The 23,320-nt window shown below is 69.2% G+C and carries 16 protein-coding genes; 6 read left to right on the top strand and 10 right to left on the bottom strand.

The window, feature by feature from the left end; translation table 11 throughout:
• Positions 1-7: 7 nt before the first annotated feature.
• The 4 genes from lpxA to RC1_RS05695 all read left to right on the top strand — a co-directional run bounded on the left by lpxA (position 8) and on the right by RC1_RS05695 (position 3,576).
• Positions 8-796: an acyl-ACP--UDP-N-acetylglucosamine O-acyltransferase gene (gene lpxA, locus RC1_RS05710; protein ID WP_012566398.1), complete on the top strand. Its 789-nt coding sequence runs from the start codon at positions 8-10 to the stop codon at positions 794-796.
• Positions 797-801: 5 nt separating this feature from the next.
• Positions 802-1,638: an LpxI family protein gene (locus tag RC1_RS05705; RefSeq protein ID WP_012566397.1), complete on the top strand. Its 837-nt coding sequence runs from the start codon at positions 802-804 to the stop codon at positions 1,636-1,638.
• Entirely contained in the window at positions 1,635-2,840 is a 1,206-nt protein-coding gene (gene lpxB / locus RC1_RS05700) for a lipid-A-disaccharide synthase (RefSeq protein WP_012566396.1), read from the top strand. The genes RC1_RS05705 and lpxB overlap by 4 nt, the downstream gene beginning before the upstream one ends.
• A 295-nt stretch (positions 2,841-3,135) precedes the next feature.
• Complete coding sequence (locus tag RC1_RS05695) at positions 3,136-3,576, top strand: glyoxalase superfamily protein (RefSeq protein ID WP_083759254.1); 441 nt, start codon at positions 3,136-3,138, stop codon at positions 3,574-3,576.
• A gap of 331 nt (positions 3,577-3,907) precedes the next feature.
• Here the strand turns inward: RC1_RS05695 and gltA are convergent, their stop codons facing one another.
• Together gltA and gltX are read right to left on the bottom strand one after the other, a co-directional pair.
• The gene (gene gltA, locus RC1_RS05690; RefSeq protein WP_012566394.1) at positions 3,908-5,236 is read right to left on the bottom strand and encodes a citrate synthase; all 1,329 of its coding nucleotides are present in this window, start codon (positions 5,234-5,236) and stop codon (positions 3,908-3,910) included.
• Positions 5,237-5,340: 104 nt separating this feature from the next.
• Entirely contained in the window at positions 5,341-6,747 is a 1,407-nt protein-coding gene (gene gltX / locus RC1_RS05685) for a glutamate--tRNA ligase (protein WP_012566393.1), read from the bottom strand.
• 89 nt (positions 6,748-6,836) lie between these two features.
• On the opposite strand from gltX, the gene RC1_RS05680 reads away from it, so the two are divergent.
• Positions 6,837-9,017: a ComEC/Rec2 family competence protein gene (locus tag RC1_RS05680; RefSeq protein WP_012566392.1), complete on the top strand. Its 2,181-nt coding sequence runs from the start codon at positions 6,837-6,839 to the stop codon at positions 9,015-9,017.
• A 19-nt stretch (positions 9,018-9,036) separates the two neighbouring features.
• On the opposite strand, the gene lexA is transcribed toward RC1_RS05680, so the two are convergent.
• The 3 genes from lexA to RC1_RS05665 all read right to left on the bottom strand — a co-directional run bounded on the left by lexA (position 9,037) and on the right by RC1_RS05665 (position 14,247).
• Positions 9,037-9,750 (bottom strand): transcriptional repressor LexA, encoded by a 714-nt coding sequence (lexA, locus tag RC1_RS05675; RefSeq protein ID WP_012566391.1) that lies wholly within the window; start codon positions 9,748-9,750, stop codon positions 9,037-9,039.
• Between the two features lie 464 nt (positions 9,751-10,214).
• Positions 10,215-12,650, bottom strand: a complete 2,436-nt coding sequence (locus RC1_RS05670; RefSeq protein WP_012566390.1) for a YbcC family protein — start codon at positions 12,648-12,650, stop codon at positions 10,215-10,217.
• Positions 12,651-12,675: 25 nt separating this feature from the next.
• Positions 12,676-14,247 (bottom strand): proton-conducting transporter transmembrane domain-containing protein, encoded by a 1,572-nt coding sequence (locus tag RC1_RS05665; RefSeq protein WP_012566389.1) that lies wholly within the window; start codon positions 14,245-14,247, stop codon positions 12,676-12,678.
• Positions 14,248-14,352: 105 nt separating this feature from the next.
• Here RC1_RS05665 and RC1_RS05660 point away from each other — a divergent pair, with 105 nt between their 5' ends.
• The gene (locus tag RC1_RS05660; protein WP_012566388.1) at positions 14,353-15,225 is read left to right on the top strand and encodes a LysR family transcriptional regulator; all 873 of its coding nucleotides are present in this window, start codon (positions 14,353-14,355) and stop codon (positions 15,223-15,225) included.
• 273 nt (positions 15,226-15,498) lie between these two features.
• Here RC1_RS05660 and RC1_RS05655 read toward each other — a convergent pair whose 3' ends face one another.
• The 5 genes from RC1_RS05655 to RC1_RS05635 form a co-directional block, all read right to left on the bottom strand.
• Entirely contained in the window at positions 15,499-16,101 is a 603-nt protein-coding gene (locus RC1_RS05655) for a hypothetical protein (protein WP_012566387.1), read from the bottom strand.
• Between the two features lie 26 nt (positions 16,102-16,127).
• Entirely contained in the window at positions 16,128-18,248 is a 2,121-nt protein-coding gene (locus RC1_RS05650; RefSeq protein ID WP_012566386.1) for a TonB-dependent receptor plug domain-containing protein, read from the bottom strand.
• Between the two features lie 283 nt (positions 18,249-18,531).
• Positions 18,532-19,710 (bottom strand): 5-demethoxyubiquinol-8 5-hydroxylase UbiM, encoded by a 1,179-nt coding sequence (gene ubiM, locus RC1_RS05645; RefSeq protein ID WP_012566385.1) that lies wholly within the window; start codon positions 19,708-19,710, stop codon positions 18,532-18,534.
• A gap of 73 nt (positions 19,711-19,783) precedes the next feature.
• Positions 19,784-20,905 carry an ISAs1 family transposase gene (locus RC1_RS05640; protein ID WP_012565724.1) on the bottom strand — a complete coding sequence of 374 codons (1,122 nt, stop codon included), beginning with the start codon at positions 20,903-20,905 and terminating at the stop codon, positions 19,784-19,786.
• A gap of 136 nt (positions 20,906-21,041) precedes the next feature.
• On the bottom strand, positions 21,042-23,276 hold the full coding sequence (locus tag RC1_RS05635) for a S9 family peptidase (protein WP_012566384.1): 2,235 nt from the start codon (positions 23,274-23,276) through the stop codon (positions 21,042-21,044).
• Between the last annotated feature and the right edge of the window lie 44 nt (positions 23,277-23,320).

Genomic DNA, 23,320 nt, shown 5'->3' with positions numbered 1-23,320 from the left:
TCACCCCATGGCGACTTCCATCCATCCGACCGCCCTCGTGGACCCGGCCGCCCGTCTGGGCGAGGACGTGTCCATCGGCCCCTTCTGTGTCGTCGGACCGGCCGTCGAACTGGGCGACCGGGTGACGCTGCACTCCCATGTCGTGGTCGAGGGGCGGACCCGGATCGGCGAGGGGACGGTCGTCTTCCCCTTCGCGTCGCTGGGCCATCCGCCCCAGGACCTGAAGTACAGGGGCGAACCGTCGGAACTGGTGATCGGCCGGAACAACCGCATCCGCGAGCATGTCACCATGAACCCGGGGACGGAGGGCGGCGGTATGCTGACCTCGGTCGGGGACGGCGGCCTGTTCATGGTCGGCGTCCATGTCGGGCACGACTGCCGGGTCGGCGACGGCGTGATCTTCGCCAACAATGCCACCCTGGGCGGCCATGTCGTCGTCGGCGACTTCGTCGTTCTGGGAGGCCTGTCGGCCGTCCACCAGTTCGTCCGCATCGGCGCGCATGCCATGATCGGCGGCATGACCGGCGTGGAGGCGGACGTGATCCCCTTCGGCCTTGTCAAAGGCGAGCGCGGCCATCTGGCCGGGCTGAATCTCGTGGGCCTGGAGCGCCGGGGCTTCCCGAAGGAAGAGGTGGCCGCCCTGCGCACCGCCTTCCGGCAACTGTTCAGCGGCGAGCGCACCCTCGCGGAGCGGCGGGAGCAGGTCGCCGGCTCCTTCCCGGACAGCCGTCTCGTCTCCGAGATGCTGGGCTTCCTGGACGAGCGGACCCATCGCGCGCTGACGCTGCCGCGCTGACCGGCATGGCGCCCCGGCTGGCCATCCTCGCAGGCGGCGGCGACCTGCCGGGCCGCCTTGCGGAGACCTGCCACAGCGCCGGGCGGGACGTGGTGCTGGTGGCGCTGGAGGGGCAGGCGGAACCCGACCGCCTGCCGTCAGGCCTGCCGACCGCCTGGTTCCGCATGGGGGCTGTCGGCGCCATCCTCGACCATCTGCGCACGGCGGGCGTGGGCGACATCGCCCTGGCGGGCCGGGTCCGCCGGCCGTCGCTCGGCGAACTCCGTCCCGACTGGAAGGCGGCACAGATCCTGGCCCGCGTGGGTGCCCTCGCGCTCGGCGACGACGGGCTGCTGCGCGCCGTCGCCTGTGTGCTGGAGGCCGAGGGGTTCCGCGTCGTCGGCGTGCCGGATCTGATGGCGGACCTGCTGATGCCGGAGGGGCCGGTCGGCGGTCTGGATGCCCCGGCAGAATGCCGGGATGATATCGGGCGCGGCGTTGCCGTGGCCCGGGCCCTCGGCCGCCTGGATGTCGGTCAGGCGGTGGTGGTGCAGCAGGGCATCGTGCTGGGGGTGGAGGCGATCGAGGGGACGGACGCCCTGATCGACCGCTGCGGCGACTTGAAGCGGGAGGGGCGCGGGCCGGTTCTGGTCAAGGTCCGCAAACCCCAGCAGGATAGGCGCCTCGATCTGCCGACGATCGGGACGGAGACCGTGGCGCGGGCGGCCCGCGCCGGCTTCGCCGGCATCGCCGCGGAGGCCGGGAGCGCGATCCTTCTGGGACGCGATCAGGTCGCCCGCGCGGCCGATGCGGCCGGGCTGTTCGTCGTCGGCACCCCCGCCGGCGCAGAGGAGCACCCGTGAAGCCGCTGTTGATCTTCCTCATCGCGGGCGAGCCGTCCGGCGACGTGCTGGGCGGGCGCCTGATGGCCGCGCTGCGCGAGGCCATGGAGGGCCATGTCGAGTTCGCTGGTGTCGGCGGACCGCGGATGGCGGAGCAGGGACTTCAGAGCCTGTTCCCGATGGAGGATCTGGCGCTGTTCGGGCTGGCGGAGCTGCTGCCGCGCCTGCCCACGCTGCTGAAGCGCCTGGACCAGACGACGAAGGCGGTGCTGGAACGGACGCCGGACGCCGTGGTGTCCATCGACGCGCCCGATTTCTGCTTCCGCGTGGAGCAGCGGCTGCGCCGCGCCGGGGCGCGGATGCCGCTGATCCACTACGTCGCCCCCACCGTCTGGGCCTGGCGGCCCGGGCGGGCGCGCAAAGTGGCGAAATTCCTGGACCATCTGCTGGCGCTGCTGCCCTTCGAGCCGCCCTATTTCGAGGCGGTCGGGCTGCCCTGCACCTTCGTCGGGCATCCGGTGGTGGAGTCCGGCGCGGATGCCGGCGACGGAGAACGGTTCCGCCGCCGCCACGGCATCGCGCCGGACGCCACCGTGCTGACGGTGCTGCCGGGCAGCCGGCGCAGCGAGGTGACGAAGCTGCTGCCGGACTTCGGGGCGACCCTGGAGATCCTGGCGTCGCGCTATCCGGACCTCCAGGTCGTCGTACCCACGGTGCCCGGAGTCGCGGAGACCGTGGCCGAGGCGGTGCAGTCCTGGCCGGTGCCGGCGATCACGCTTCTGGGCGACGCCGACAAGTACGATGCCTTCGCGGCCAGCACGGCGGCCCTGGCCGCATCGGGCACGGTGGCTCTGGAACTGGCCCTGGCCCGGGTGCCCGCCGTCATCGCCTACCGCATCCACCCCGTGAGCCACGCGCTCTACCGGCGCTTCATCCGGGTCCGCTACGTCAACCTGGTCAACATCATGCTGGACCGGCCGCTGGTGCCGGAACTGTTGCAGCAGGACTGTACGCCTGACCGGCTGGCGCTGGCCGTGGACCGGCTGCTGAACGAGCCGTCGGCCCGCCAGGAACAGATCGACGGTGTGACGGAGGTGGCCCGCTGGCTGGGGCAGGGGGACGTTCCGCCCAGCCGGCGCGCGGCCGAGGCGGTGCTGAACGTCATCACGAAGCGCGTGATCGCGGACCGGCAAGGACAGACACCAGGACGGTCCCGCAGCTGAGCGGAGGGGCGCGGCCTTCCGTCCGGCCACCAGCTTGAAACACAAGAAAAAACCAGAAATTCCTGAGTCGGCTTCATCTTTCTGGAACACGATCCGGTTCTGGATCGCTTCCGGCCAAGGAAAAGTGGGGCAGCCATTCAGGGCGGTCAGAGTATCAAGGGATGTATCCCCTGATGTGAAATACCGAGACCTGCGCCTTCTGTCTCAACATCTGGATTTTCTTGGTAAGGGCAAGGGTTCGTGATAGTGTAGCGTCCAGATGAGGCTGGCCGGTCATCCGTCGGGAGCCCTCGCCATGCACGTGACTTTCGGAAAAAGCACGCCGATCCTCCGCGTTTCCGACATGAACCGCGCGGTGGTCTACTACACCGATGTCCTTGGCTTCCGACAGAACTGGGGAGACAGCGGCTTCTCAGAACTGTCCAGAGGGGAGGCCAACATCATGCTGGCTCACGGTGACCAGGGCCGTGGGGAAGCGTGGCTGTATGTTGGCGTCAATGACGTTGATGCCCTGCGCGATGAGATCGCTCCCAAGGGAGCCGTCATCCGGCAGGGGCCAAGCAATTATCCCTGGGGGGCGCGGGAACTGCACGTCCAGGATCTGGACGGGAATGTGCTCCGCTTCGGCTCCGGCGCCACGGATGAGCCGTTCGGGCCATGGCTGGATGAGAACGGGATACGCTGGGTCTATGGTGCCGACGGCAGGTGGCGGCGTTCGGACCAGACTCCCGCGTGACCAGACGCCTGAGGATCTTTTTGCGCATCGGGCCACTGCGGCTTGCCTGACAGCCGGAGACCATCCGGCCGACAGGCAAGCAGGGGTAGACACGCAAGGCTCCCCGGAACCTTTACCCCGACCCTAACTCAGCGCGTAGACCGCCCAGGACAGGGCGGACAGGAGGGCGGCCACGATCAGGGCCCGCCGCACACGGCGCGCCAGGGGGACGGGGTTGTCGTTCGCCGCGAGAACCCGCCGGCTGCGGACCTCATGCCGGGAGAGGATGGACGCAGACGGCGGACGGGCGGTCCGTGGGGGACCGCCCGGGCCATGGGGGGAATTCGCCCGCTCAACCACGCTCGTCCAGCGGCACGTAATGCCGCATCGTGGCGCCGGTGTAGAGCTGGCGCGGGCGGCCGATCTTCTGGACCGGGTCCTCGATCATCTCTTTCCACTGGCTGATCCAGCCGACGGTGCGCGCCAGCGCGAACAGCACGGTGAACATGCTGGTCGGGAAGCCGATGGCCTTCAGGATGATGCCCGAATAGAAATCCACGTTCGGATAGAGCTTCTTCTCGACGAAGTACTCGTCCTGCAAGGCGATCCGCTCCAGCTCGACGGCGATCTCCAGCAGCGGATCGTCCTTGATGCCGAGGGTCTGCAACACCTCATTGCAGGTACGCTGCATCACCTTCGCGCGCGGGTCGTAGTTCTTGTAGACGCGGTGGCCGAAGCCCATCAGGCGGAAGCTGTCGCTCTTGTCCTTCGCCCGGCGGACGAACTCGGGGATGCGGTCCTTGTGGCCGATCTCCTGCAGCATCTCCAGCACGGCCTCGTTGGCCCCGCCATGGGCCGGGCCCCAGAGGGAGGCGATACCGGCGGCGATGCAGGCGAAGGGGTTGGCGCCGGAGGAACCGGCCAGCCGCACCGTGGAGGTGGAGGCGTTCTGCTCGTGGTCGGCGTGCAGGATGAAGATACGGTCCATCGCCTTGGCGATGACGGGATCGACCTTGTACGGTTCGCACGGAACCGCGAAGTTCATGTGCAGGAAGTTCTCGGCGTAGTCCAGATCGTTCCGCGGATAGATGAAGGGCTGGCCGATGGAATACTTGTACGCCATGGCGGCGATGGTCGGCATCTTGGCGATCAGCCGGTGCGACGCGATCATCCGCTGCTGCGGGTCCTCGATGTCGAGGGAGTCGTGATAGAAGGCCGAGAGGGCACCGACGACACCGCACATGATGGCCATCGGGTGTGCATCGCGGCGGAAACCGCGGAAGAAGTTCGAAAGCTGCTCATGCACCATCGTGTGCCGGGTGATGGTGACGTCGAACTTCTGCCTCTGTTCGTGGTTCGGCAGCTCGCCGTGCAGAAGGAGGTAGCAGACCTCCATGTAATCACTGTGTTCGGCCAGTTCCTCGATCGGATAGCCGCGGTGCAGCAAAACCCCGTTGTCGCCATCGATATAGGTGATCTTCGACTCGCAGCTTCCTGTCGAAGTGAAACCCGGGTCGTAAGTGAAACACCCGGTCTCGGCATAGAGCTTTCGGATGTCGATTACGGCGGGGCCGGTCGTGCCATGGTGGATCGGCAATGTGAATGATCTGCCGGTCCTGTTGTCGGTCAGCGTGACCGTATCCGACTTGGTGTCCTCTCCCGCCCTAGTCGCCTGGCTCATTGCGGCTTGTCCTTGATCTTCGTGTGGGGCCGGGCCCCGTTGATCTGGCTAAACAACCCGAGTTTAGTGCTCCGCAGCATGGATGGCAACGCGACGACACCATGTCACCCGGCCTTCCGGGCGTCATCTATACGTTCGAGTGTTTCCGTCCGGCCGAGGACTTCCGCCACCTCGAAGATCGGGGGCGAGACGGTCGAGCCGGTCAGCGCCGCGCGCAGGGGCTGGGCCACCTTGCCGAGTTTCAATCCGGTACGCTCCGCGAAGTCCCGCACCGCCTGCTCCAGCGCGCCGCCGGTCCAGTCGCCCAGACCGGAGAAGAGCGCGTGCAGCTCGCCGAGCTGGGCCTTCGCTTCGGGAGTCAACAGCGCAGCAGCCTTGTCGTCCATCGCCAAGGGGCGCAGGGCGAACAGGAAAAGGCAGCCGTCGGCCAGCTCCACCAGAGTTTTCACCCGCGGTTTGAAGCCCGGCATGGCGGCCAGCAGGCGGGCGTGTTCGGACCCGGTGAGCGGACGGCCCAGCCGCTTCTCCACCATCGGGACGACCAGGCTCACCAGCCGCGCATCGTCGCTCTGCCGGATGTAGTGGCCGTTCAGATTGTCCAGCTTGGCGAAGTCCAGCCGCGAGGGGGACCGGCCGATGTCATCGAGATTGAACCAGGCCTTCGCCTGGTCGGTCGAGATGATCTCGTCGTCGCCATGGCTCCAGCCGAGCCGGAGCAGGTAGTTGCGCATGGTCTCCGGCAGGTAGCCCATGTCGCGGTAGGCATCGACGCCCAGGGCACCGTGCCGCTTCGACAGCTTCGCCCCGTCCGGCCCGTGGATGAGCGGGACATGCGCGTATTCCGGCGGCGTCCAGCCCATGGCGGCGTAGATCTGGAGCTGACGGAAGGTGTTGGTCAGGTGGTCGTCGCCACGGACCACATGGGTGACCCCCATGTCGTAATCGTCCACCACGACGGCCAGCAGGTAGGTGGGCGTGCCGTCGGAACGCAGCAGGATCATGTCGTCGAGCTGCGCGTTCTGCACCCGCACCTCGCCCTGGACATGGTCGCGCACCACCGTCTCGCCCTCCTGCGGGGCCTTGAGCCGGATCACCGGGTTCACGCCCGCCGGTGCCTCCGACGGATCGCGGTCGCGCCAGCGCCCGTCGTAGCGCATCGGCAGCCCCTGGCGCCGCTGCTCCTCCTTCATCGCCTCCAGCTCCTCCGGCGAGGCGTAGCAGCGGTAGGCCATGCCCCGGCGCAGCATCTCGTGCGCGACCTCGGCATGACGGTCCTTGCGCTCGAACTGGCTGATCGGGTCGCCGTCCCATTCCAGGCCCAGCCAGTCCAGGCCGTCCAGGATGGCATCGACGGCTGCCTGGGTGGAGCGGGCGCGGTCGGTGTCCTCGATCCGCAGCAGGAACTTGCCGCCGTGACCGCGGGCGTACAGCCAGTTGAACAGGGCCGTGCGGGCACCGCCGATATGGAGAAAGCCGGTCGGAGAGGGCGCGAAGCGCGTGACGATGGTCATGACGGACGCAATTTTCCGGAATGGTGCTAGGATGCTGGGCGGTGGTGTAGCACAGCGGAAACGAAGATGCATCCCGACGGGGTCTGTGCGTGACCGGCTGGACCGATGCAGCGGATGCGCTGGACGGGGCTGCCCCCGGCACGGACGGACGGGAAACGGACGGGTACGACCCGCCGGCAGCGCCGCCCGGCCGGGTCCGCGTCCTGCTCGCCGCCGTCCGGGCGCCGTTCCTGGAGGAGCGCGACCGCTGGGTGCTCTGGCTCCCGGTCGGGCTGTCGGCGGGCATTCTGCTCTATTTCGCCCTGCTGACGGAGCCACCGCTCTGGCTCGGCGCGGCCCTCCTGCTTCCGCTGGCGGTTCTGCTTGTGCTGTCGCGCCGGCGCTGGCCCGGCAGCGGCGCAGTCCTGCTGCCCACCGTGCTCCTGATCCTCGTGGCGGGCTTCGCTGCGGCGCAGCTCAGGACCTGGAGCGTCGGCGCCCCGGTGCTGGCCTATGAGATGCGGGCGATGCGCGTGGAAGGGCGCGTCGTCGGTATCGACCGGCTGGAGGAGGGGTTACGGGTCACGCTCGCCGACGTGACGGTCGGGCGGCTGTCGGCGGCGGAGACTCCGGCGCGGGTCCGCGTCCGGCTGAAGAAGGGGGACGTGGCTCCGCCGGCGGGGACGCGCATCGGCCTGCTGGCCGTGCTGCGTCCGCCGCCCGACATGCCGGAGCCGGGAGCCTATGATTTCCGGCGGCATGCCTATTTCCTGCGCCTGGGCGCGGTCGGCTTCGCCCTGTCCGCAGCGGAGCCTATGCCGGCCCCGCCACCCGAAGGATGGGCGGCCGCGCAGGCGTGGCTGGAGCGGCTGCGGCAGGGCATTGCGGAGCGGGTCGAGGCGCGCCTGGACGGTGCCACGGGTGCCGTGGCGACGGCGCTGCTGAACGGCGAGCCGACGGCCATCCCCGAGTCCGATCTGGAGGCGATGCGGGTGTCGGGGCTCCAGCACCTGCTCTCCATCTCCGGTCTGCATATCGGGCTGGTGGCCGGGCTGGTCTTCTTCACCCTGCGGGCGCTGCTGGCCCTGGTCGAGCCACTGGCGCTGCGCCGACCGATCAAGAAATGGGCGGCCGTGGCGGCGCTGGCGGGCGCGCTGGGCTACACGGTGCTGGTCGGCGCCCCGGTGCCGACGGTGCGCTCGGCTTTGATGACGGGGCTGATGCTGCTGGCCGTGCTCGCCGACCGCTCTCCCTTCTCGCTGCGGGTGGTGGCCTTCGCGGCCACGGTGGTGCTCCTCTGGCAGCCGGAGGCGCTGCTCGGTCCCAGCTTCCAGATGTCGTTCGGGGCCGTGATCGCGCTGGTCTCTGCCTATGAGGCCGCCGGGCCGACGCTGCGCGACTGGCATGCGCAGGCAGGTCCGGTCCGGCGCGGCCTGCTCTATGTCGGGGGACTGGCGCTGACCTCCCTGGTCGCGGGCACGGCGACGACGCCCTTCGGGCTCTACCATTTCCAGCAGGGAGCCAATTACGGGCTGCTGGCCAACCTGCTGGCGGTGCCCGTCACCTCCTTCTGGGTCATGCCCTGGGGGCTCGTGGTCTATGGCCTGATGCCCTTCGGGCTGGAGGGCTGGGCGGTGGATGCCATGGGGCTGGGCGTGCAGGCCATCCTCTGGACGGCGCACGCGGTGGCCGGACTGCCGGGGGCGGTCCTGCATGTTCCAGCCGCACCGCCGGCAGCCCTGCTGCTGTTCGGCATCGGCGGATTGTGGCTGGCGCTGTGGCGGCGCTCCTGGCGCCTGCTCGGGCTCCTGCCCATGGGGCTCGGGGTCGCGCTGGCCGCAACGGCAGCGCCGCCCGACCTCCGGGTCACCTCCAGCGGCAAGCTGGTGGGCGTTCGGGCGGCCGACGGATCGCTGCTCGTCTCCACCGGCCGGGCCGCCCGCTTCGAGGCGGAGGTCTGGTGGCGCCGCGACGGCGGCACGGACGCACCGCCACGCTGGCCGAAGGCGGGCACGGCGGACGGGCGGCTGACCTGCGACCCGTTGGTCTGCCGCTACCGCCTGAACGGGGTGACGGCGGCCATCGTCATGAAGCCGGAGGGACTTGACCCCGCCTGTACCGGCGCGGATCTGGTCATCACCCGGCTGCGCGCCCTGGGCTGCGACGGGCCCCGGGTGATCGACAGCGGTGCCCTGCGGGAGCGGGGGGCGCACGCGGTCTTCATCGGGGCGGACGGGCGTATCGTGATCCGGACGGGACGGCCGCACCCCCTGGCACGGCCGTGGAGCTAGAGACGGTCCGGGGGCGGGATCAGTAGCGGCGGATCAGGCCGACCAGACGGCCCTGGATGCGCACCCGGTCGGCGCCGAAGACCCGCGTCTCATAGGCGGGGTTCGCAGGCTCCAGCGCGATGGAGTTGCCCTTGCGGCGCAGGCGCTTCAGCGTCACCTCGTTGTCGTCCACCAGGGCGACGATGACGGTGCCGTTCTCCGCCGTCTCGCAGCGCTGGATGATGACCGTGTCCCCGTCCAGGATGCCGGCATCCACCATGGAGTCGCCGGCCACCTCCAGGGCGTAGTGCTCGCCCGAGGCGATCAGCCCCGTCGGCACGTCGATGCTGGCGGTGGTGTCGCGCAGCGCCTCGATCGGCAGGCCGGCGGCGATGCGACCGTAGAGCGGCAGGCTGACGGCCTCCGCATCGCCGCGGGCTTCCCGGCCGGGCAGGGCGCCACGGAAATCGCCGCGGATGACATTGGGGCGGAACCGCACCGGCTCCTCCGTCCGCGGGGCGACCCGCAGCGGTGCGGGCTGTTCGGGCAGGCGCAGCACCTCCAGCGCGCGGGCGCGGTGGGGCAGGCGGCGGATGAAGCCCCGTTCCTCCAGTCCCGTGATCAGACGATGGATGCCGGACTTGGACTTCAGGCCCAGCGCATCCTTCATCTCGTCGAAGGAGGGGGACACGCCACCGTCCTTCAGTCGCTCATGGATGAAGAGGAGCAGTTCCTGTTGCTTCCGCGTCAGCATATCGCCCCCTGTTCTTGTCCGCCCACAACATGTAGGAACATTACCGGAACGTCAAGCGCATGTTCTAGTTTGGTTCCAGTCGAGCGTCAAGCATCCCTGCCGCCGCGGCCACGGCTATCGCATTTGACCGAGGATCGCTCTGGCGAGTCGTCGGACCCTCCGGCTCGTTTGCGGCGCAGCAGGCGGCGGCATGGCTCGATACCCGTGTCCTGGCAGCGAAACGGCGGCTGGTGACGGCCCTGGCCGCTCTCACCGTGGACGATGCGGTCGGCACCGGTCGTCCGGCGGATCGAGGCTGGCGCCCTGCAGGGGCGGCTGGACGAACTTGTCCCCTGCCTGCTGTTTGAGCCGTTTCGCTCAGGTTCCCTGGCGCAACAGCCGGCAGGGAACCATTATCGCTGTGCCGACTCAGCCACCCGTTCGACAGGCGTGGCGGAACGCGGGGAAGATGGGCTGACGATTTCTCACGCAAGTTCTCGAAGCGGTATTCTTCCAGAGGCCGCATCGCGGCTGCAGTTCTCCCAACGCAGATCGCCGGTATAGCGCCAGGCCATGTGACCCTCATCGTCCAGGGCGAACAGGTGCAGCCAGCGATTGTCGAACAGCGTGCGGACCCCGGGGTGCCGTTCCAGGATGCCGGCGATCGCCTCCCGGGGCGCTTCGATCAGCACGGAAAGCCGCAGCGGCTCATGTGCCAGCTGTTCGCCGTCATGAACGGATTGCCACGGCAGTCCCGACCGCAGCAGACCGCCGTTGCCCTCGACCACGCCGATCCCGCCGGTGACGTTGTGGAGCAGCTTGTTGCCCGCGCCGAAGACATCGGGCGCGACAACGGACCCGTAATACTGAAGGCTGATCCAGCTGGCGACCACGACCGGCGCCGTCAGAATCAGTTCCAGCACACCGAAGCCCTTGTCACGACGCCAGTCATAGTCGTGGAGAAAGGCCCGTCCCTCCAGGTCGCGTCCGGCAGTCCGCTCCCGCGGCGCCGCGACAAAGGCCTGGCAGCCGGCGAGCGCCCACTCGGGGCGAAGCTCGGCCCAATCACGGGCGCGATGCGGGATGTCCTGGCTGCGCGCGGCACGCGGCAGGCGCAGCGCCCGTTCCCCCCGGGCCAGCACACCGGCCGATGTCAGCCAGCGCCGTGCCCGCTCCAGATCCCCGGCATGGGCCACGGACGGGTGGTCGGCAGCATAGACCGTGACCTCGTCCGTGGTCGTGTCGTGCAAGGCGCCGAGGAACACCGTATCGTCCGGTATTCTGATGCCCTGAGAGGCCAGGCCGGCGCGCACGTCCCGGTCGTTCAGCAGCGCTGCGAGCAGCCGGGCGTTCACCTCGCCCGAATACCCACCGCACGCGCCGCAGTGCAGCGCACTGGCATGCGGATTGTTGACCACACTGGCGCCGTGCCCGGCGAGCAGGACAAGCCGTGCGAATCCCTCGGTGAGCGACATCGCCCTGAGCACGTTCGCGGCCATCCCCAGTCTCGTGTCGAAGCCGAGATCGTCGGCCGGGCGCGGGGCAGGATCGTTCGGCGCGGAAGGCCGGGGCAGGGCCAGCCCGTCGCGCAGGAGTCTGCCGACATAGATCGGCCCCGCAGCCTCGACGAAGGCGAACGAGGAAATGGCTGCCAGCTTGAAGCGGCCCCAGGCCCGCTTCGCGCGTGCCGTGATCCGCGCGGTCAGATCGGCCTTGTCAATCGCCGGCGTCGCTTCTCCCGAGCAGGTGAACACGCCCGGCCTCAGCAGCACCGGGAGGCGAGCCTCGACAACATCCGAGCCGAAGCGGCGGTGGCCGATTCCCAGGCCGAAGAACCCCGCAAATCCCAGGGTCCGGATTCCGGGATCAAGGCTTTCGAGCGCCCGGCGGAAGACCTCCGAGCGCACGTCGATACAGAAAGCCATCTGAAGGGCGGGACGCCCCGGAGCGGCCAGAGCAGAAGGTGTTTCCGAAAGAAGGGAGTGGAGGCGCCGCTGCGCTGCGCGTTCGGCAGCCTCCTGGAGAATGGCGTCAACGCCATCCTCCAGGGTCGCGGCAACCGGCCGGGCGTAGGCAGCGATGGCAGCCTGCCACTGTGGTTCGAGCGCGGCCCCGTATTGGCGCAGCAGGGCCGCTTCCCAGGTCAAGCGGATGGCAAGCAGGTCGACCACGGACGCATCGGTGTTTCCGGTCAGTTCCGCTTGCCAGAGCCGATAGCGGGCGATCTGCCCCCAGCCGCCGAGAGTCATCAGCAACCGGTGGAAATAGCTTTCCAGCGCAGCACCGGAGAGCCCGAGTCGGGTGACGCATCTGACGAGCGCCGCCTCGGCGTCTGCCGGCGCATCCGCCACGTTCTGTGCGAACCCGGCAAGCCCCGCGATCTCCGGCGTCAGGTCGTGCGTGGCGACAGTCCGCCACGCCGCGTAGGCGCGCTGCGCCTGCGCGGTGGCCCAGAGTGCCTGACCTTGATCAAAATACCCGGACGCCCAGTGACCGATGCGGTCATTGACGATGCCCGGCCAGTCGATCGAGTCGAGATCGCGTGCCAGTTCAGCGACCGTCGGGAGGGCAGGCGGTCTCGTCCCTTGGGCGTGGGCGGCCTGCTTCAGGGCGGCCAGCGTCTTCGGCCGTAGCTCTGCGGGCGCTGCATCGAAGGCGGCCTGCAGGTCGCCCTCGGCGATCTCGCCCGAACGCAGTCGCTCGGCATACCAGGACCGGGGCATCGTCAGCGCGATCCCGGCGGCGCGCCGCAGGCGTGCTGCCGCAGTCGGCAGCGTATCGCCGGCCTGGCCAATGAAGGGATTGACCGCGACGCTCGATGCGAGCGGCCAGAGAGGGGGGATGGCGCGCGCCGCACGGTCGGCGGCCACGATGATCGTCTCAGCGGTCAGGAACGGCGATCCGGTCGCAGTCATCAGCATCTGCGGTATCCTTGCTGTCATCGTTTCACGACGCCTTGCGGAGCGACCAGCCGCCGAGCATGCGGTCGATCATGGCGTTGGCGTACAGGCCATTGGAGAGGTGGACGCGCAGTCCCGCTGCGGCGGGGTGCGATGCCCAGAGCGGGAACAGGGCCTGCGCCACGGCCACCAGTCCGAAGCTCAGCACTGCGATGGTCATCAGGACCCATTCCAGACGGCCAGGTGCCGGCGTCGCCGGCAGGATCCCTGCCGTCAGCCATTCGGCTGCCGTCTGGAGCGCGAAGTATCCGGCGGCGGTGGCGCTGGCGTAGATCGCGGTCCTGCGGGTCAGTGCACGCGGCGCGGCATCGGCAAGCCCCTGGGCCAGCAGATAGGCGACACCGAAGATCAGGATGGTGCCGAGCGCGAGCGCCTGGGGAGACTTGTGCTCAAATCCGAAGGCGAAGCCGAATGCCGCCCCGATCCCGGCATAGATCGCAAGTGCGGCCAGAAAGGCCCGACCTACGGCGGATCCGTCGGGGACGGCGACGGGGCCGGGGCGGCGAATGGCCGCCACCTGTTCCACTGCCCCGCCGGAGGCCAGAAACGCATGCGCCTTGTACAGCGAGTGCGCGGCGATGTGGAGCAGAGCCAGCGGGAACAGTGCAAGGCCGCACTGTAATATCATGAAGCCCATCTGCGCGACCGTTGACCAGGCGAGCGAGGTCTTGACCGCCGGCTGGGTCAGCATGACGAGCGCGCCGAACAGGGCTGTGAAGCCGCCCAGCATCGCCAGCAGGGCGAGCACGCCGGGGGCAGCCAGCATCACGTCGGCGAAACGGATCAGCAGGAAGCCGCCGCCATTGATCACCCCGGCGTGAAGCAGCGCCGAGACCGGCGTCGGGGCTTCCATCACTTCGGTAAGCCAGCCATGGGTCGGGAACTGCGCCGATTTCAGGACTGCGGCAAGCGCGAGCAGGGCGGCGGCCGTGATCGCAGGCCAGGACGCGTCGCCGGTCCGGGCCAGCGCATTGATCATGGCGATATCCGCCGTGCCGAAGCTCGCCCAGAGGAGGAGGGCTGCAACAGCCAAGGCATTGGCGCCGATCATCGAGAAGAGCCGCTTCTTGCGCGCGGCCCGGAGCGCCGCACAGCGCTCCGGGTAGAACAGGAGCAGGTGGTGCAACGCGAAACTGGTTGCGATCCAGGCCCCGACCAGTTGGACGAGGTTTCCGGCCAGGACGAACAGAAAGACGGACGCGAGCGCAGCGCACAGCCAGCCGGTGAAGCAGCCCTGTCGGTCCTCCCCGTCGAGATAGGTGCGGGAGTACCGCACGACGATCCAGCCGACGAACGCTACGACAAGGAGCATCGTGACGCTCACCGCGTCGAGCCGCGCAGAGAGGCCGAGGTCCCCCCATCCGATCACCCCGCTGTCGCCGGCCCCGCGCAGGACCAGAAGCGCAAGCGATGCCACCGCGGTCAGCAGCGCGCCGAGCGCTGCGGCCTCCGCGAAGACCGGGGCCGGGGCAGGGCGTCGGCCGTTCCGCAGAAATCCCACGACGGCGGCGACGAGCAGCAGGAACGGTGCGGAGAGCGGGAGCAGATACAGCGACAAGGCAATCCCCTTGAGCGATGGCGGTCGGGATGCCTCGAATATCGATCGACGGAGCCGGATAAAAATTCATTGTTAGCGGCGAATCGTTCGCTAAAATCGAACGTCATGACATCGCTCAACTACAACCATCTGCGCTACTTCTGGGCGGTTGCGCATGAGGGCAACCTCACCCGCACCGCAGAACGGCTGAATCTCACGCAGTCAGCCCTGTCGGTGCAGATCCGCAAACTCGAGGAACGCCTCGGTCATGCGCTGTTCGAACGCCGGGGGCGGCAGCTGCATCTGACGGAGGCTGGACAGATCGTGCTCGACCATGCCGACGCGATCTTCGCCACCGGCGACGAAATGCTGGCCACCCTGCGGCAGACAGGCGCCGCCCGGCAGGCCCTGCGTATTGGTTCGCTCGCCACCCTGTCACGGAACTTCCAGTTGGAATTCCTCCGTCCGGTCCTTGGCCGGACGGACATCGACCTCATTCTTCGATCGGGCAGCGCGGGCGAACTGTTGCGGGCGCTGGAGGCGCTCAAGCTTGACGTGGTCTTGCTCAATCAGGCCCCGCCCGGAGACGCACTGACCCCTCTCGTCACCCATCGTCTTGCGGAGCGTCCGGTCAGTCTGGTGGGGACGCCGGATCGCGTGGGGCATGGCGGGGGCCTCATGGAACACCTGCGCAGACACCCCATCATCCTGCCGACGTCGGACAGCAGCGTCCGCACGGGCTTCGATGCGTTGGCGGATCGTCTCGGTATCCGGCCGCAGGTCGTCGCGGAAGTCGAGGACATGGCGATGATGCGTCTTCTCGCCCGCGAGGACATCGGGCTGGCCGTTCTTCCGCCCATCGTGGTCAAGGACGAGATTGCGGCGGGCGTGCTGGTCGAAGCCGTCCAGGTGCCGGACATCGTGGAGACCTTCCACGCGGTCACCATGGCGCGACGCTTCCCCAATCCTCTGGTCCGGCTGCTGCTGCTGCGCGCCTGACCGACATCCGGAGGCGGCTGCGACCAACGCACCCCGAACAACCCAAGGCCCTTTCTTTCCCGTGAAGGGCCATGCCCGGTCTCTGTGGGGCAGATCAAGGACCGCTCAACGCGTTCTTTCCCGTCCGCCGGGGGAGAACCAGTCCAGCGGATACCCCCCGACCGCACACAAGAGGGAGGGAACACCAAGAACAGGATCGGGTCCGCGCCGGCGGCTCCCGGAGATCCTTCCGCCCGGAGCGAGAAGAATGCACCGGCATCCGCTGGAGCCGGTTCACCGCTGGGCGTCGGGAATACCCGCTTCCAGGCGGTAGGCCTCGTGGCAGGCGATGCAGACGGTCTGCACCTTGTGGAGCTGGCGCAGCGTGTGCGCCGGGTCGTTGCGGGATACGGCGTCACGGCCGATCTCGGCGATATCCTCCCGCATCTGCAGCATCAGCAGACGGAATGTCTGCGGCAGGTTGCGCCGCATGCGCTCGAAACGGGTGGGCTGCCCCCCGCCCGGGCCGCCCCCCGGACCGCCGCCCACCGCCGCTCCCCGGCCCGCCATGGCCGGTGTCGGCAGGGGATCGTCGGAGGCGAGCTGCCGGGCCCGCGCCAGCGGCGGGCGCATCTGTTGCTCGAGCTGCTGCACCCGCGCCATGTCGCTGTCGAGCGCAGCCTCCAGCGTTGCCGTCGTGTAGACGAGGAAGCCGCGCATCTCCTCCAGCAGATGCTCGCGGTCGTCGGGCGGCAGCACCACCGCCGTGCGCGTATCTCCCTGTCCCCGGGCCCCGGCCGGCAGGACCAGCATTCCGAGCAGCACCAGGGCCGGGGCGAGGAGGCTTCCGTGCCGGGCGAGCGGCAGCAGGAAGCCCGGGCGGGACATGTCGGACATGGATCGGTTCCGGTGCGGCTGGCGGGTCAGAAGTGATAGCGCACGCCGAGATAGGCGTAAGGTCCGGGGTCAGACCCCAGGCCGGGATCGACCTTCCCGTCGAACAGGTTGTCGATGCCGCCGTAGACCTCGATCCCCTCCAGGGCCGGGGGCGCATAGCTCGCCTTCAGATGCACCAGGGTGTAGTCGTCGGCCTTTTCCACGCCCGCCCGCCCGGAATAGTCCTGCTCCCCGGTGTGGCGGACGATGGCCCGCAGCAGCCAGCCCGGGCCGGGCGCATAGTCGAGCGAGGCCGTCGCCAGGGTCTCCGGGGTGGTGAGAAGGGCGTCCCCGCCGCTGCGGTTCTCCGCATCGAGCAGGGTCACGGAGGCACGGGCGCGCAGCTCCGTCGTCAGACCGACCGAGCCCTCCGCCTCGATGCCCCGGATGCGGACTTTGCCGATGTTGCGGAAGGTGTTGTAGGTCAGCAGCCCGCTGCCCTCGCGCACCATCTCGATACGGTCGGTGACGTCGGTGTGGAAGACCGTGAGGCCGTAGTCCCAGACCCTGGTCCCGCCGGCGAGGCCCAGTTCGATGGTATCGCTGGTTTCGGGATCCACGGTGTGCGCGCTGGTCTTGCCCTGGCCGGGATCAATGACTTCGGCGCCCAGCATGGGGACACCCTGGGGATTCACCTGGTTGACGTAGAGGTCGCGGCCGTCCGGCGCCTTGTAGCCCTGGGCGAAATTCGCCCGCAGCCGCAGGAGGGGCGACAGGGTCCAGACCCCGCCGGCCTGGACGGACACGTTCGAGCCGCCGACCGAATCGTCGTCATAGCGCACACCGTAAACGGCGCTCAGATCCGGCAGGATCTGCCATTCGTGCTGAAGGAAGGCGGAATCGAAACGGCGGCCGTCGGCGTCGTAGGCGGTCGAGTCCACGTCGTTCTCGCGGTGCTCCAGGCCGCCGACCAGGGAGTGGCCCTCGGCCGGGCGCCAGACGCCGGTCAGCTCGTTGACCCACTGTTCCATCGTCGAGCGGTTGACGGCGCTGGCCGAGGCCTCCCGGGTCGCATAGCCGAGATCGGCATAGGGGAGGGCGTAGGCCACCCGGTCCTTCTCATAGCGGCTGTACTGGAGCCGGTAGCGCAGGTCGAGCGTCCTGAAGGGGGACCAGTCCAGCCCCAGGGCCGTGTCCAGCCGCTCATTGTCGTCATACTGGCGGGCCGGGATGTTCGCGGCCTGGATCGGGCGGCCCGACGCCAGCACGGCCGTCGCGTAGCGGCTGCTGATGTAGGTGCTCTCGCGGTCCTCCTGCATGGCGTTGAGGTCGAGCCTGAGCTTCAGCTCCGGGGTCGGAAGCAGTTCGACCGCACCGCCGACCGTGTCCACGTCGGCCTTGTCGCGGTATTCGACATCCACGTCGTAGCTGTCCTTCAGCCCGTTCCTGATCCGGGCATTGGGATGGGCGGACGGCGCGATCTGGGTTCCGGACTGCGGCACGGTCACCCGCGCCGTCTCGCGCTCCGCATAGGGATCGCGGCTCACCCGGTTGGCGTAGAGGCTGAAGAGGAGCGCCTCGCTGCCGCCGCGCAGGTCCGCCGAGAGCAGGCTGCGCTCACCGTCGCCGTGGTTGTTCGCGCCGTACTGAAGGTCGACGCTGCCCTCCAGCCCCGCCGTCGGCTGCTTGGTGATGATGTTGACCACGCCCCCGAGGGCGTCGGCGCCATAGAGCATGCTGGCGGGACCGCGCACGATCTCGATGCGGTCGATCATCGAGGCGGCGATGCGCTCCAGCTCGAAGGAGTTGCTGAACTCGCCTTCGACGCGGCGGCCGTCGATCAGATAGAGCGTGTCCGATCCGCCGAGGCCGCGAATCTGCAAGGTGGTGCCGGTGGGGCTGACATGGACGCCCGGGGTCAGGTCCAGGATGTTGCGCAGGGTGGTGGCGCCGGCGGCCTGGATGTCCGTGCTGTCGATCAACTGGACCGGGGCCGGGGCGGTGGTGATGTCATGTTCGGTGCGGGTCGCCGTGGTCACATAGACCGGCGGGAGGTCGATCGCCGTCTCCGCGGCGAGGGCAAGGGACGGCCAGGTGCCGCCGAGGGTCAGGACGAGGGAGAGCGGGACCGGCGAAAGGCCGATCGAACGGGCGGGGGGACGGCGCATGGGTCCTGTTCCTCGGGTCGGGGGCACGGCTGGCCGCAGCTCTCACCGCCGGCGCATGGCAGGGAGAACGGCCGGAGCGCGTTGTAAGTAATACCGATTCGCATTTGCATTGCGAATTCGCAATTCTTCCCGCCCGCGACCGTTGGTCCCAGGAAGCCGACCCGCCGTCCCGGCCCGCGTCAAGGACCGGGGCAGACGGGTTCAGAGGATGTGCCGGAAGAACATGGGCCGCGGATGTGCCGGGGCGCCCGGTCTGGATCCGGGCGCCCCGGTGGCGGCTGTCTCAGGGCGTCGTGGCCTGCATGAGCTGTGCCGTCACCAGCCGCCGTGCCGGGGCCAGGGCCGAGCCCAGCCGCATCACCGCCCCGCGCAGCAGGCGGGCCGGCACGCTGTCGTCGGTATAGAGGGAGGCGATGGCGTTGGTGGCGGTGAAGAGCGGCCAGGTCGCCGCCCGGTGCGCCGCCTCGTAGCGGCGCAATGCGCCGGGATCGGCCGCATCCCGCCCGCGCGCCAGGGCGGCCCGGATCTCCGTCCCCAGGCGCTGCGCGCCGGACAGGCCGAAATTGAAGCCATGCGCCGTGACCGGGTGCATTCCCACCGCCGCGTCGCCCACCAGGGCGAAGCGCGGGGCCACGAAGCGGTCGGCATAGGTGGCGACGAGCGGGTAGGCGTGCCGCGAGCCGACCAGCCGCAGCGCCCCCCAGCGATGCTCCGTCCGCCGGGTGACCTCGGCGTTGAAGGCAGCCTCGTCCGCCTTCATCAGCGCCTCGATCCGGGCGGCGGGCAGGGTGAGAACGAGGGAGGAGACATCGCCGTTCAGCGGCAGCATGGCGACGGTCTGGCCGTGCCCGAACCACTCGGTGGCGATGCCGCCATGGGGCTTCTCGTGCGCCACGCGCGCCACCAGCATGGAGCGGCCGAAATCCTGCATCGTGGCCGCGATGCCGAGCTGGCGCCGGGCCTCGGAGAAGCGGGTGTCGGCGGCGACCACCAGCCGCGCGGTGACGGTCCGCCCGTCCGCCAGAGTCAGGCCTGCCCCGTCCTCCCCGGCGGTGACCGTGGAGACCGCCACACCCGCCAGCACCTGCGCACAGCCGGCCGCCTGCACGCTCTCCCAGAGGGCGCGCCGGATCAGGTGGTTCGGGACAAGGGTGCCCAGCGGCGCGCCGCGCGTCTCCGGCGCGAAGGTCAGGACGACCGGGGCGTTTCCGTCCAGCACCAGCGCTTCGCGCAGCGGTGCGGTCTCTGCCGCCGGAATGCGCTCCCAGGCACCCAGCGCCTGCAAGGTCCGCACGGACCGATGGGTCAGCGCGATCTCGCGCCCGTCGAAGGCGGGCTCGGCGAGCGCCGCCTCGGGGCTGCGCTCGACCAGGGTGACGGAAAGGCCGCTGCCGGCCAACCCGCGGGCGAAGGCGAGCCCCGCGGGCCCGGCGCCGATCACGGCGATATCACAGTGGTTCATGGTGCGATCCGTGCTGATCCGCCCCCCGACCCGCAATGACCTGGGTCAATCCGTCCGGGGGCAGTGCCCACGGCTATCGCATTTGCCCGAGGATGGTTCGGGCATAGTCGTCGGACCATCCGGCGCGTTTTCTGCGGAGGCGGATGGAATCCTGGTTGTTGGCGGAGCGGACGACGTTGAGTGCGAGTTTTCGGAGTGTGGCGAGGTTTTCCGGGCCATGGTCCTTGCGGTTACGGGCGCGGTCTTCGTCGAAGGAGGTGTCGAGCACCCAATGGACGGCGGCCTCGATGCTCCAGTGGGCGCGGACGGCGCGGGCGAGCGTCTTGGGCTCCAGCGCGGCGGAGGAGAGATAGAGGGTTCGGGTGGCGGTAGTGCGGCCGTCGGGGCTCGTGACCGTGCGTTCGACCAGGCCCAGGATCTTCAGGCCCGGCAGTACGGCCTCGTCGGGGAAACGTCGGTCGGAGGCGAGCCAGGCCACGTCGTGGCTTACCCAGTGGCGGCGCACCTCGATACGACCGTGGTCGGCATCGGTGGTGACATGGGGCACGGCCAGAACCGTTGCCGGGTCCGCGAAGTAGCGCTCAACCTCGGCCCGTAGCGCAGGGCGGTTGTCTTTCAGCGGAAAAAGCCAGTCGCCGCCCCGCTCCAGGATGGTCTGCGCCGTCCGCTCCTGCGCGTGCAGAGCGTCACCGGTTACCAGCACACCCTTGAGATCGAACAGTTCCAGCAACGCCCGCGCCGCCACGATCTCGTTCTCGCCCGCGGCCACCGCCCGCTGCCCCACGATCATCCGCGCGCCGGACGCAAACGCGCTCACCACATGTAGAGCCGAACGCCCCGCCGCCCGGTCGAAGGAGCGCCGTAGCGTCTTGCCGTCAATGGCCAGGACCCCGGCCCCATCCTCCCCCAGATGATCAAGGAACTGCTGGAAACAGCGGGAAAACGCCACCGGGTCCAGAAGCCGGAATACCCGTGAAAACGTGTCGTGGCTGGGCAGCCCGCCGGGAAGCTCGAGGAACTCCTCGAACAAGGCCCGCCGGTCCCGCGCGAAGGTCGCAAAGTCCACGCAGCTTTCCGCCCCGCAGATCGACGCCGTCAACGCAATCGTCAGAACATCCAGAAGAGCGTGACGCCGCGCATTCCCTGTCCGCGGATCGGGAAGACCTTGAAACGAAATCCGAAAAATTCCAGCCATCGACCCCTCCCATAAATCAGGGCCGACATACAGAATCCATTTCCCAACACCGCGCTACAAAACTTTCCCTAATGCGATTCCCGTGGGGCAGTGCCACGGTGGCGGCGGAACAGGACCGCCGCCACCCGGTCCGATCTCAGCCACCCTTCAGGTGCCGGTCGAAGAAGTCGAGCATCGTCCTGTACGAATGGGCCCGCATGTCGCGGTCGAAGAAGCCGTGGCGCTCGCCGGGATAGAGCATCATCTCGAACGGCTTCCGCGCCTTCTGGAGCCGGGCGGCCAACCGCACGGTGTTGTCCAGGAAGACGTTGTCGTCGGCCATCCCGTGCAGCAAGAGGAGCGGCCGCGCCAGCTTGTCCGCCTGTTCCAGCACGCTGGCGCGGGCGTAGGCGGCACCGCCGTCCTCCGAGGGCAGGCCCATGAAGCGCTCGGTGTAGAAGGTGTCGTAGAGCGTCCAGTCGGTGACGGGCGCGCCGGCGACGCCGGCGGCGAACATCTCCGGCTTCTGCAACAGGGCCATCAGCGTGTTGTAGCCGCCATAGCTGTGGCCGTAGATGCCGATGCGGTCGCCGCGCACGAAGGGCAGCGACTTGAGGTAGGCGGCGCCGGCCGCCTGGTCGGCCGGCTCCACCGTGCCGAACGCCTTGTAGATCTGGTCCTCGAACGCCTTGCCGCGGTTGGCGGTGCCGCGGTTGTCCAGGACGAAGACCACATAGCCCTGCTGGGCCATGACCTGCATCAGCAGGGCCGTGCCGCTCCAGCGCCGGGCCGCGAGCTGGGGCACGCCCGGCCCGCCATAGGTGACGACGATCGCCGGCGCCGGCTTCTGTGCCGTCGCCGCCGGGGGCTTCAGCATCATCCAGGAGAGAAGCGAACCGTCGGCCGCCGTCAGGGTCCCGAAGTCCGGGGCGATGTGGGCATCGGCATAGGGCCGGTAGGGATGCCCCTCGGCGATCCGGTTCTCCTCCAGCCAGCCGATCAGCCGGCCCTGACGGTCGCGCAGGGAAAGCTGCGGCGGCTGGTCGGGAGCCGAGGCCGTGTCCAGCCAGATCCCGCCGGTCTTCGCCAGTTCCGCCGCGTGCCAGCCGGCAAGCCCGCTGAGCCGGCGCGGCTTCGCCGCGTCCGACCCGTCCAGTGCGGCGGCATAGACATGCCGCTCCAGCGGACCGTCGGCGAAGCCGGTGAAGAGGACCCTCCCGGCTTCCGTGTCCAGGCCGACCACCGCGTCGGCATCCCAGTCGCCGCGGGTGATGGCGTTCAGCCGCCGGCCGTCGGCCCCGTGCAGGAAGAGGTGGCGGAAACCGTCCGCGGCCGAGGACCAGACGAAGCGCCCGTCCGGCAGGAACCGCAGGTCGGAATGGACGTCCACCCAGGTCTTCCCGGTCTCGGACAGGACCACCCTGGAGACGCCCGTCGCCGGGTCCGCGAACAGCAGGTCCAGGCGCTTGTGGTCCCGGCTCAGCCGCTGTACGGCCAGCCCGCCGTCGGGCCGCCAGTCCACCCGCGCCAGATAGATGTCCTCGGAGGGGCCGAGATCGACCGCCACCGGCGGCCCGCCCGCCACCGCCTGCACGAAGAGGCGGACGACCGCGTTCGGGCCGCCGGCGAAGGGATAGCGCTGCGGCACCACCTTCACCCCGTCGGCCCCGTAGTCGTAGCGGTTGACCAGGGGCACGGCGCGCTCGTCCACCCTGGCGTAGGCGATGCGGCTGCCGTCGGGCGACCACCAGTAGCCGGTGTCGCGGTCCATCTCCTCCTGGGCGACGAACTCGGCCATGCCGTTCAGGATGCCGTCGGCGCCGTCCGTGGTCAGCGCCGTCTCCGCCCCGCCCGCGAGGTCGAGGACGTAGAGGTTCCCGCCCCGGACATAGGCGATGCGGCGCCCGTCGGGGGAGACCTTCGGGTCCGTCTCCGCCTCCGGTGTCCGGGTCAGGCGGCGGATCGGTCCCGCCAGCTCCTTCAGGTAGATGTCGCCCGACGACGGCAGCACGACTGCCTTGCCGGCCGCGTCCCAGACATACTCGGTGACGCCCGTCTCGCGGATGCGCTGGCGCTCGCGTCGGGCGCGTTCCTCCTCCGATTCCGTGGCGGCAGCGAACTCTCCGGCATCGACCAGCAGGGTCTGCCGGCCGGTCGCCAGCTCGTATCCCCAGAGGTCACGGCGGGAGGCGTCGGCAGCGCTGGGCTTCAGATAGGTGACCCAGCGCCCGTCCGGCGAGAAATGCACCGCCCCCGGCTGCGGACCGGAGAGGGAGGGGCTGGCCACCAGCCGTTCCACCGTCAGCGTCTCCGCCCGCGCCGACGGCGCTGCCGCGGCCAGCAGCGCCGCCCCCAGGACCCCGACCGCGATGACACCGTTGCTCCGCCGCATGCGCTACCCCGTTTCTCCGGCAATTCCGGGGAGCGAGGGTCGCA

Source organism: Rhodospirillum centenum SW (assembly GCF_000016185.1).
GTDB lineage: Bacteria > Pseudomonadota > Alphaproteobacteria > Azospirillales > Azospirillaceae > Rhodocista > Rhodocista centena.
The sequence above is the reverse complement of the archived record's forward strand: the minus strand, read 5'-3'. Positions and strand labels throughout refer to the sequence as shown.

What these genes read in the sequence shown, in the direction of transcription:
- RC1_RS05635 (WP_012566384.1), bottom strand. Translation starts at nt 23,276, where the DNA reads ATGCGGCGGAGCAACGGTGTCATCGCGGTCGGGGTCCTGGGGGCGGCG.
- RC1_RS05695 (WP_083759254.1), top strand. Translation starts at nt 3,136, where the DNA reads ATGCACGTGACTTTCGGAAAAAGCACGCCGATCCTCCGCGTTTCCGAC.
- RC1_RS05660 (WP_012566388.1), top strand. Translation starts at nt 14,353, where the DNA reads ATGACATCGCTCAACTACAACCATCTGCGCTACTTCTGGGCGGTTGCG.
- RC1_RS05670 (WP_012566390.1), bottom strand. Translation starts at nt 12,650, where the DNA reads ATGCTGATGACTGCGACCGGATCGCCGTTCCTGACCGCTGAGACGATC.
- RC1_RS05705 (WP_012566397.1), top strand. Translation starts at nt 802, where the DNA reads ATGGCGCCCCGGCTGGCCATCCTCGCAGGCGGCGGCGACCTGCCGGGC.
- gltA (WP_012566394.1), bottom strand. Translation starts at nt 5,236, where the DNA reads ATGAGCCAGGCGACTAGGGCGGGAGAGGACACCAAGTCGGATACGGTC.
- RC1_RS05640 (WP_012565724.1), bottom strand. Translation starts at nt 20,905, where the DNA reads ATGGCTGGAATTTTTCGGATTTCGTTTCAAGGTCTTCCCGATCCGCGG.
- lexA (WP_012566391.1), bottom strand. Translation starts at nt 9,750, where the DNA reads ATGCTGACGCGGAAGCAACAGGAACTGCTCCTCTTCATCCATGAGCGA.
- lpxA (WP_012566398.1), top strand. Translation starts at nt 8, where the DNA reads ATGGCGACTTCCATCCATCCGACCGCCCTCGTGGACCCGGCCGCCCGT.
- ubiM (WP_012566385.1), bottom strand. Translation starts at nt 19,710, where the DNA reads ATGAACCACTGTGATATCGCCGTGATCGGCGCCGGGCCCGCGGGGCTC.
- RC1_RS05650 (WP_012566386.1), bottom strand. Translation starts at nt 18,248, where the DNA reads ATGCGCCGTCCCCCCGCCCGTTCGATCGGCCTTTCGCCGGTCCCGCTC.
- RC1_RS05655 (WP_012566387.1), bottom strand. Translation starts at nt 16,101, where the DNA reads ATGTCCGACATGTCCCGCCCGGGCTTCCTGCTGCCGCTCGCCCGGCAC.
- gltX (WP_012566393.1), bottom strand. Translation starts at nt 6,747, where the DNA reads ATGACCATCGTCACGCGCTTCGCGCCCTCTCCGACCGGCTTTCTCCAT.